Here is a 966-nt window from a genome sequence, read left to right as displayed (position 1 = left end):
GTTACAGTAGTAGTAATTGGTTTTTTAACAGTTTCTTCTTCAGATTCTTCATCTAAAATTTCTTGTAATCTTTTTCTCTCTTTTCTCAACTCTCTAATACTATAAATTTGTTCTTTAGATCTATCCAAATAATAATCTCTTGATTCAATTTTTCCTTCTTCTTTTGCTTTATTTGCTAAATCAACTAATTTATCTGAACTATCTATGTCTTGATTAATGCGCGCATCTATTATTTTTATTTTTTCTTTAATAACTTTAGCTTCATCTTCTTTTTCTGGTTCTTCAATCGCATCTAATGTTGCTTCATAACCTGGAAGTTGTTGCAAATCCCATTTTTTTACTTCATCCATTTTATCAAAACCTGAAGTTATAGCAAGTCTGTTTTTATCGAGACCTTCAGTCAAAGCAAGTTGATTATCTTGAAGTTGTTTAATTAATTTATTTTGCTGTGTATCAATGCTCTCTTTCACTGCTTCAGAAGTTTCAATCAATGGTTTGAAAGTTTCTGTAAGACCTTCTCTCAAATTTTGTTTTTCATGAATATAAGACTTTATATGACTTCTGACTTCACGAGCTGCTTCATCAGCTTCTATTTTATTTTGGATAATCTTTTTGGTTTCCTCAAGATCCATTTTATTCTATGATTATAATAAAAATGGAAATACCAAACTATGATGATGATACCAAAAATAAAAATTTCAAACAACGTTATTCATTTATGCCAAATGATACTTTCCGTATGTTAATATGTGGAAACAGTGGTAGTGGAAAAACTAATTTGTTATATCATATGTTGTTTGAACCATTGTTATATTATGATAAGATTTATCTTTATGCAAAAAATCTCGAACAGGAAAAGTATCAAAATTTGATGAAAGAAATGAATGAAGCAAGTAGTGAAGAAGCTGGGTACAATATTATGGAAGTCAGCAATGACGCAATTATTCCTATTAGTCATTTACCTTA

Annotated in this window: 2 protein-coding genes; one reads left to right on the top strand and one right to left on the bottom strand. The window is 28.7% G+C overall.

What is annotated here, in order from left to right:
- The coding region (locus tag OIF36_04795; protein MCV6599771.1) for a hypothetical protein at positions 1–632 on the bottom strand (632 nt) is incomplete at its 3' end.
- A gap of 23 nt (positions 633–655) precedes the next feature.
- Between OIF36_04795 and OIF36_04790 the strand changes: the two genes are divergently transcribed.
- On the top strand, positions 656–966 hold a 311-nt coding region (locus OIF36_04790; GenBank protein ID MCV6599770.1), incomplete at its 3' end, for a hypothetical protein.

This window comes from Alphaproteobacteria bacterium (assembly GCA_025800285.1).
Lineage (GTDB): Bacteria > Pseudomonadota > Alphaproteobacteria > JAOXRX01 > JAOXRX01 > JAOXRX01.
This window is presented reverse-complemented; position numbering and strand designations above follow the sequence as displayed.